Source organism: Phenylobacterium sp. (assembly GCF_030680185.1).
In the GTDB taxonomy this organism is placed as follows: Bacteria; Pseudomonadota; Alphaproteobacteria; order Caulobacterales; family Caulobacteraceae; genus Phenylobacterium.
Window position 1 is genome coordinate 1 of sequence record NZ_JAUXVZ010000026.1, and the last position, 8,220, is coordinate 8,220.

Annotated in this window: 6 protein-coding genes; 1 reads left to right on the forward strand and 5 read right to left on the reverse strand. The window is 64.9% G+C overall.

Annotated elements, in window-relative coordinates:
- The 4 genes from Q8L83_RS04555 to rpsL all read right to left on the reverse strand — a co-directional run.
- On the reverse strand, window positions 1-201 hold a 201-nt coding region (locus Q8L83_RS04555), incomplete at its 3' end, for a GTP-binding protein (RefSeq protein ID WP_305285002.1).
- A 51-nt stretch (window positions 202-252) separates the two neighbouring features.
- Window positions 253-2,331, reverse strand: coding sequence for an elongation factor G (gene fusA, locus Q8L83_RS04560; protein WP_305285003.1), 2,079 nt, complete (start codon window positions 2,329-2,331; stop codon window positions 253-255).
- Window positions 2,332-2,446: 115 nt separating this feature from the next.
- Window positions 2,447-2,920, reverse strand: coding sequence for a 30S ribosomal protein S7 (rpsG, locus tag Q8L83_RS04565; RefSeq protein ID WP_300572945.1), 474 nt, complete (start codon window positions 2,918-2,920; stop codon window positions 2,447-2,449).
- Between the two features lie 12 nt (window positions 2,921-2,932).
- Window positions 2,933-3,304 carry a 30S ribosomal protein S12 gene (gene rpsL, locus Q8L83_RS04570; RefSeq protein WP_293317138.1) on the reverse strand — a complete coding sequence of 124 codons (372 nt, stop codon included), beginning with the start codon at window positions 3,302-3,304 and terminating at the stop codon, window positions 2,933-2,935.
- Between the two features lie 344 nt (window positions 3,305-3,648).
- Here rpsL and Q8L83_RS04575 point away from each other — a divergent pair, with 344 nt between their 5' ends.
- Window positions 3,649-4,227, forward strand: a complete 579-nt coding sequence (locus Q8L83_RS04575; RefSeq protein ID WP_305285004.1) for a hypothetical protein — start codon at window positions 3,649-3,651, stop codon at window positions 4,225-4,227.
- 141 nt (window positions 4,228-4,368) lie between these two features.
- Here the strand turns inward: Q8L83_RS04575 and rpoC are convergent.
- A partial coding sequence (rpoC, locus tag Q8L83_RS04580; protein WP_305285006.1) for a DNA-directed RNA polymerase subunit beta' occupies window positions 4,369-8,220 on the reverse strand: 3,852 nt, incomplete at its 5' end.

An 8,220-nucleotide genomic window follows, 5' to 3' on the forward strand; every position in this document is an offset into this window, starting at 1 on the left:
GTGCGCGGTGTTGATCGTGATCCCGCGGGCCTTCTCTTCCGGCGCCGCATCGATCTCGTCGTACTTCTTCGCCGTCGCACCGCCAGACTTCGCCAGCGTCATCGTGATCGCCGCCGTCAACGTCGTCTTGCCATGGTCAACGTGACCAATCGTGCCGATGTTGCAATGCGGCTTATTGCGTTCAAACTTCTCTTTGGCCATTTCAAGCTCCAGCCCTGTCCGGGCTCGTCCTCTAACTAGGGTTGGAAGGTCTTAGGCGTACTTCTTGATGACTTCGTCAGCCACATGCTGCGGGACCGGCTCGTAGTGGTCATACGTCATGGTGAACTGAGCGCGGCCCTGTGACATGCCCCGAAGGGTGTTCACATAACCGAACATGTTGGCCAGCGGCACAAAGGCGTTGATGACCGTCGCGTTGCCGCGCATGTCCTGGCCCTGGATCTGACCCCGACGACCGTTCAGGTCGCCGATGACCGAACCCAGATACTCTTCCGGGGTCACGACCTCGACGGCCATGATCGGCTCGAGCAGCTTCGGAGCGCCCTTTTCGCGCAGCTCCTTGAAGGCGGCGCGCGAGGCGATTTCGAAGGCCAGGACCGAGGAGTCGACGTCGTGATAGGCGCCGTCGATCAGGGTGGCCTTGAAGTCGATCAGCGGGAAGCCGGCCAGCAGGCCGTTGTCCTTGGCCGACTCGATGCCCTTCTGGACGCCGGGGATATATTCCTTCGGCACCGAACCGCCGGTCAGGGCGCTTTCGAACACGAAGCCCGTACCCGCCTCACCCGGCTCGAACACCAGCTTGACGCGGGCGAACTGGCCCGTACCGCCGGTCTGCTTCTTGTGGGTGTAGTCGATCTCGCAGCGCTTGCCGAGGCTTTCGCGATAGGCCACCTGCGGCGCGCCGATATTGGCCTCGACCTTATAGGTGCGCTTCAGGATGTCGATCTTGATGTCCAGGTGCAGCTCGCCCATGCCCTTCAGGATGGTCTGGCCCGACTCGTGGTCGGTGGAGACCGTGAAGGACGGGTCTTCCGAGGCGAGCTTGGCCAGGGCGACGCCCAGCTTTTCCTGGTCGGCCTTGGACTTGGGCTCCACGGCGATCTCGATGACCGGGGCGGGGAATTCCATGCGCTCAAGAATGACCGGCGACTTGGCGGGATCGCACAGGGTGTCGCCCGTGCGGGTGTCCTTCAGGCCGGCCAGGGCGACGATGTCGCCGGCATAGGCTTCCTTGATGTCCTCGCGGTTGTTCGAGTGCATCAGCAGCATGCGGCCGACGCGCTCACGCCTGTCGCGGGTGGAGTTCAGCAGGCCCATGCCGGTTTCGAGCTTGCCCGAATAGATGCGGCAGAAGGTCAGCGAGCCCACGAAGGGGTCGTCCATGATCTTGAAGGCCAGGACCGACAGAGGCTCGTCGTCCGAAGCGCGGCGAACCACCGGCTCCTCGGTCTTGAAGTCGAGGCCCTGGGTCGGCGGGATGTCGAGCGGCGACGGCAGATAGTCGACGACCGCGTCGAGCAGGGGCTGGACGCCCTTGTTCTTGAAGGCCGAGCCGCAGAGGATCGGATAGAAGGCGCCGTTCAGGACGGCCTTACGCAGGCACTTCTTGATGGTCTCTTCCGACGGCTCTTCACCCGACAGATAGGCCTCCATGGCCTCGTCATCGAGCTCGACCGCGTTCTCGATCATGTAGGCGCGGGCCTCATCGGCCTTGTCCTTCATGTCGGCAGGAATGTCTTCGTCGGTGAAGGCGGCGCCCAGGCCGTCATTCTCCCAGACCACGGCCTTCATGCGGACCAGGTCCACGATGCCGCGCAGCGAGGATTCCGAACCGATCGGAAGCTGGATCGGAACGGCCTTGGCGCCCAGGCGATCGCGGATCGATTCCACCGACTTTTCGAAGTCGGCGCCGATCTTGTCCATCTTGTTGATGAACACGATGCGCGGGACATTGTACTTGTCGGCCTGGCGCCAGACGGTTTCGGTCTGGGGCTCAACACCGGCGTTGCCGTCCAGCACGGTCACCGCGCCGTCGAGCACGCGCAGCGAACGCTCGACCTCGATGGTGAAGTCCACGTGGCCGGGGGTGTCGATGATGTTGAGGCGCTTGCCCTTCCAGAAGGACGTGGTCGCAGCCGAGGTGATCGTGATCCCCCGCTCCTGCTCCTGCTCCATCCAGTCCATGGTGGCCGCGCCATCATGGACTTCGCCGATCTTGTGGCTCTTCCCGGTGTAGAAGAGGATCCGCTCCGTCGTCGTCGTCTTGCCCGCATCGATGTGGGCCATGATTCCGAAGTTGCGGTAGTCTTCAATGTTGTGCGTACGGGCCATAGCGAAAGGCTTTGCTGAAAGAGGTCCGGAGGTAGCTGCCGGTCGATGTGCTGAACGAACGGCGCGGGCGGTTTAGCTCAAACCGCCCGCGCCGGAAAGCGATGGATGACCGGTCTTACCAGCGGTAGTGCGAGAAGGCGCGGTTCGCCTCGGCCATCTTGTGGGTGTCTTCGCGCTTCTTCACGGCCGAACCGCGATTGGACGAAGCATCCAGAAGCTCGCCAGCGAGCTTCTCGGTCATGGTGTTTTCGCCACGCTTGCGCGCCGCAGTCACCAGCCAGCGGATGGCCAGGGCGCGACGGCGCTCGGGGCGGACTTCGACGGGGACCTGGTAGGTCGCGCCGCCAACCCGGCGGGAGCGAACCTCGATGCCAGGGGCGACGTTTTCCAGGGCCGCATGGAAGGTCTCCAGCGGGCCTTGGTCCTTGCGCTTGGCTTCCAGGATATCGAAGGCGCCGTAGATGATGTTCTCGGCGACGGCCTTCTTACCTTCGTACATCACGTAGTTCATGAACTTGGTGACGACGAGATCCCCGAACTTCGGATCGGGAAGGACTTGACGTTTTTCTGCGCGACGGCGGCGGGACATGTCTTCTTATCCTTACTTAGGACGCTTGGCGCCGTAGAGCGAACGACGCTGCCTGCGGTCCTTCACCCCTTGGGTGTCGAGCACGCCGCGCAGGATGTGATAGCGAACGCCGGGAAGGTCCTTCACCCGGCCGCCGCGGATCAGCACCACGGAGTGTTCCTGGAGGTTGTGACCCTCGCCAGGGATATAGCACACCGCTTCAATGCCCGTGGTCAGACGAACCTTGGCCACCTTACGCAGAGCCGAGTTCGGCTTCTTCGGGGTGGTGGTGTAGACGCGCGTGCAAACGCCGCGACGCTGGGGGCAGCCCTTCAGGGCCGGCACCTTGTTGCGCGAAGGCTTGTCCTTACGCGGCTTGCGGATCAGCTGGTTGACCGTAGGCATATATTCTCTGCGCCATTCCTAGGCTTGTGGGGGCGTGTGCCGTTGGGCCGATGCGCCCCGTTTAAGGGTCGTATTCTTGTTCGGTCTTCGAAACCCGGATCCTAGAACACGAAAACTCGCCGGCGCGCGTCGCTAGAAGCGCTCCGGCGGGCGGGCCGTCTCTTGCAAGACTTTCGAGTCCATCGGGCCTGGGATGAGAATCCCCGGCTTCAAAGGAGCGCGGTTCATACTCGCCCCGGCCGGGCGCGTCAACGTTTGCGCAACATGCGCGCCTGACCAGCGACAATGGTCACAGTTTCGCCCCCCGTCGCCCTCAGCTTGGCCTTGGCGAGCCGGAAGGGACCATGGAGCGCAGCTTACGGAACCTCGCGGCGGCCGCCCTGGCCGTGGTCCTGCACCTGATAGGCCTGGTCGTGCTGCTGTCTCTGGCGCCCGACCTCACCCCGCTGCGCGAAGCGCCGATCTTCGAAGTCGTCCTGGCGCCGCCCCTGGCGACACGACGGCCAACGCCGCCCGCCCAACCGGCTGTAGCCCGCGGCGAGGCCTCCGGCCAGGCGCCGGGGCCGCGTACATCACCGGCAAGCCCCACCGCCATCGCCCCGCCCCCGGCCGTCCCGGACGTCGAAGCCCAGGCGCAGGCGGCGCGGCTGCGATCGGCCCTTCGCCAGACCTTTGGCTGCAGCCAGCCCGATTTCGCCCGCCTGAATGAAACCGAACGGGCCGCCTGCCTGGCGAGGTTCGCCAACGGCGCGGAGGCAGCCCCCTATCGCCCGCCCCTGACAGCATCCGACAAGCAGCAGACCCTGGAGCGCGCCGCGGCGCGCAAACGGGCCGACCGGGCCTATCGTGAGAGCACCACCCCGCCCCTGGGCACCGACACCACCGGCGGCGGGCCCGCGATGAACCCCCTGCCCGACCTTTAGCCCCACCCCGTGCTGGTGGCGTCAGAACGCCCTGGACGTGGGTCAAGGCCCTGAACGCCGGCAAACGGGGCCAGGGCCAAAACAAAACGGCCCGGAGTCGCCTCCGGGCCGTCTGTTTGCCTGGTTCAATAAGACCCTGACCTAGTTGTCGATCGTCTCGGCCTCGGCCTCGGCGGCGATCACTTCGGGCAGCGGCTCCATGGTCGTCTCGCGGCTGGCCGCCAGGGCTTCGTCGCGCTTGGCGGCGATGCGCTGGAGGTTGCGCAGGTAGGAGCCCGTGCCCGCCGGGATCAGGCGACCCACGATCACGTTCTCCTTCAGGCCTTCCAGGGTGTCGCGCTTGCCCTGGACCGAAGCCTCGGTGAGCACGCGGGTGGTCTCCTGGAAGGAGGCCGCCGAGATGAAGCTGCGGGTCTGCAGCGACGCCTTGGTGATGCCCAGCAGAACCGGCTGGGTGATCGCCGGACGACCGCCGCGGGCCTCGGCCTTGGCGCTCTCCTCGTCCACCTCGATCTTGTCGAGATGGTCGCCCTTGAGCAGGCCGGTGTCGCCGGTCTCGAGGATCTCGACCTTCTGCAGCATCTGACGAACGATCGTTTCGATGTGCTTGTCGTTGATCGGCACGCCCTGCAGTCGATAGACCTCCTGGATCTCGTCCACGAGGAATTCGGCCAGCGCCTCGATCCCCTGAATCCGCAGGATGTCATGCGGGTCGGGGTTGCCGTCGATGATGTACTCGCCCTTGCGGATCGTATCCCCGTCATGGACGGCGATATGCTTGCCCTTGGGGATCAGGAATTCGACGGGCTCACCGCCATCCTCCGGGGTGATCTTGATCCGGCGCTTGTTCTTGTAGTCGCGCCCGAACTCGACCCGGCCGTCCATCTCCGCGATGACCGCACAGTCCTTCGGCCGACGGGCCTCGAACAGTTCGGCGACACGCGGCAGACCGCCGGTGATGTCCCGGGTCTTGGCGCCCTCGGTGGGGATACGCGCCAGGACCTCGCCGGGCTTCACCTCGTCGCCATCGCCGACCGAGAGAATGGCCCCGACCGGCAGCAGGTAGCGGGCTTCACCGCCGTTGGCGATGCGCTTGAAGGCGCCGTCGGCGTCGATCACGCCCACGGCGGGGCGCAGATCGCTCCCCTTGGTGGAGGCGCGCCAGTCGGTGACCACGCGGTTGGAGATGCCGGTGGCCTCGTCGGCTTCTTCGCGGACCGAGACGTTCTCCATCAGGTCTTCGAACCGGACCCGGCCGCCCACTTCCGTCAGGATGGGGGTGGTGTAGGGGTCCCATTCGGCCAGGCGCTGACCGCGCTTGACCTTGTCGCCGTCCTTGACCTTCAGGCGCGCGCCATAGGGCGGCTTGTAGGACTCGCGGTCCTTGCCATCGACCTGGACGGTGATCTGCAGGTTGCGGTTCATGACCACGAACTCGCCGTCGCCGGCCTGGACCACATTGCCGCCGCCCACCTTCACCACGCCTTCATTGGCGCTTTCGAAGAAGGACTGCTCGGCCACCTGGGCGGTGCCGCCGATGTGGAAGGTCCGCATGGTCAGCTGGGTGCCGGGCTCGCCGATGGACTGGGCGGCGATGACGCCGACAGCCTCACCGATGTTCACCGGGGTCCCGCGGGCCAGGTCGCGGCCGTAGCAGGTGCCGCAGACGCCGTTCTTGGTTTCGCAGGTCAGGACCGAGCGGACCTTGACCGACTGGACGCCGGCGTTTTCGACCACCTCGATCATCTTCTCATCGAGATAGGTGTCGGCCGGAACGATGACCTGGCCGGTGCCCGGATCCTTGATGTCCTCGGCCGACGAGCGGCCCAGGATACGCAGGCCGAGCGAGACCAGCACGTCGCCGCCTTCGACCACGGCGCCCAGGGTGATGCCCCGGGTGGTGCCGCAGTCTTCCTCGGTGATGATGCAGTCCTGGGCCACGTCCACCAGACGGCGCGTCAGATAGCCCGAGTTGGCGGTCTTCAGCGCGGTGTCGGCCAGGCCCTTACGGGCGCCGTGGGTGGAGTTGAAGTACTCCTGGACGGTCAGGCCTTCCTTGAAGTTCGAGATGATCGGCGTCTCGATGATCTCGCCGGACGGCTTGGCCATCAGGCCGCGCATCCCGCCGAGCTGCTTCATCTGGGCCTGCGAACCGCGGGCGCCGGAGTTGGACATCATGAAGACCGAGTTGATCTCGGATTCACGACCGTCCGCGCCCTTAACGCCTTCGGAGATCTCGCGCATCATCTCGTCGGCGACGCGGTCGGTGGCCTTGGCCCACGCATCGACGACCTTGTTGTACTTCTCGCCCTTGGTGATCAGACCGTCGGCGTACTGCTGCTCGTATTCCTCGACCAGCTTGCGGGTCTCTTCGACGATCGGCTTCTTCCGCTGCGGGATGACGATGTCATCCTTGCCGAAGGAGATGCCGGCCTTGGCGGCCTCGCGGAAGCCCAGGCCCATGATCTGGTCGGCGAAGATGACCGTCGCCTTCTGACCGCAGTGGCGGTAGACGGTGTCGATTAGATTGCCGATTTCCTTCTTGGTCAGGTTCTTCTCAAGAAGCTTGTGGCTGACCGCGGCGTTGAGCGGGAACAGGGCGGCGATCTTCATCCGCCCCGGCGAGGTGTCGATGATCCGGCGGACCACTTCGCCCTCGGGGTTCATCTCGGTGTAGCGGCAGCGGATCTTGGAGTGCAGGGTCACGACGCCTTCGTTCAGCGCCGCTTCGATCTCGCCCAGGTCGGCGAACACCTTGCCCTCGCCCGGCTCGCCGTCCTTGACCAGCGACAGGTAATAGAGGCCGAGCACGATATCCTGCGACGGCACGATGATCGGGCGACCATTGGCGGGCGACAGGATGTTGTTCGTGCTCATCATCAGCACGCGCGCTTCCAGCTGGGCTTCCAGCGAGAGCGGCACGTGGACGGCCATCTGGTCGCCGTCGAAGTCGGCGTTGAAGGCCGTGCAGACCAGCGGGTGAAGCTGGATCGCCTTGCCTTCGATCAGCTTGGGCTCGAAGGCCTGGATGCCGAGGCGGTGAAGGGTGGGCGCGCGGTTCAGCAGAACCGGATGCTCGCGGATCACCTCGTCGAGGATGTCCCACACCGCCGGCTGCTCGCGTTCGACCATGCGCTTGGACTGCTTGACGGTGCCCGACAGGCCCTTGGCGTCCAGACGCGCATAGATGAACGGCTTGAACAGCTCGAGCGCCATCTTCTTGGGAAGACCGCACTCGTGCAGCTTCAGCTCAGGGCCGACGACGATGACCGAACGGCCGGAATAGTCGACGCGCTTGCCGAGCAGGTTCTGACGGAAGCGGCCCTGCTTGCCCTTCAGCATGTCGGCCAGCGACTTCAGGGGCCGCTTGTTGGCGCCGGTGATGACCCGGCCGCGACGGCCGTTGTCGAACAGGGCGTCGACGGATTCCTGCAGCATCCGCTTTTCGTTGCGGATGATGATGTCCGGCGCCCGCAGCTCGATCAGGCGCTTGAGGCGGTTGTTCCGGTTGATGACCCGGCGATAGAGGTCGTTGAGGTCGGACGTGGCGAAGCGGCCGCCGTCCAGGGGCACCAGCGGGCGAAGTTCCGGCGGGATCACCGGCACCACCGACAGCACCATCCATTCGGGCTTGTTGCCGCTCTCGATGAAGCTTTCGATCAGCTTCAGACGCTTGGACGTCTTCTTGAGCTTCATTTCCGAGGTGGTGGTGAGCAGGTCCTCGCGGAGCTTCTCGGCCTCCTTGGGCAGGTCGATGGCGCGCAGCAGGCCCTGGACCGCTTCGGCGCCGATCTCGGCGGTGAAGCTGTCGTCGCCGAACTCTTCCTGGAAGCGCATATAGTCGTCTTCCGACAGCAGCTGGTGCTGCTTCAGCGGGGTCAGGCCCGGCTCGGTGACGATGTAGTATTCGAAGTAGAGCACCCGCTCCACGTCCTTCAGCGCCATGTCGAGCATCATCGAGATGCGGCTCGGCAGGGACTTCAGGAACCAGAT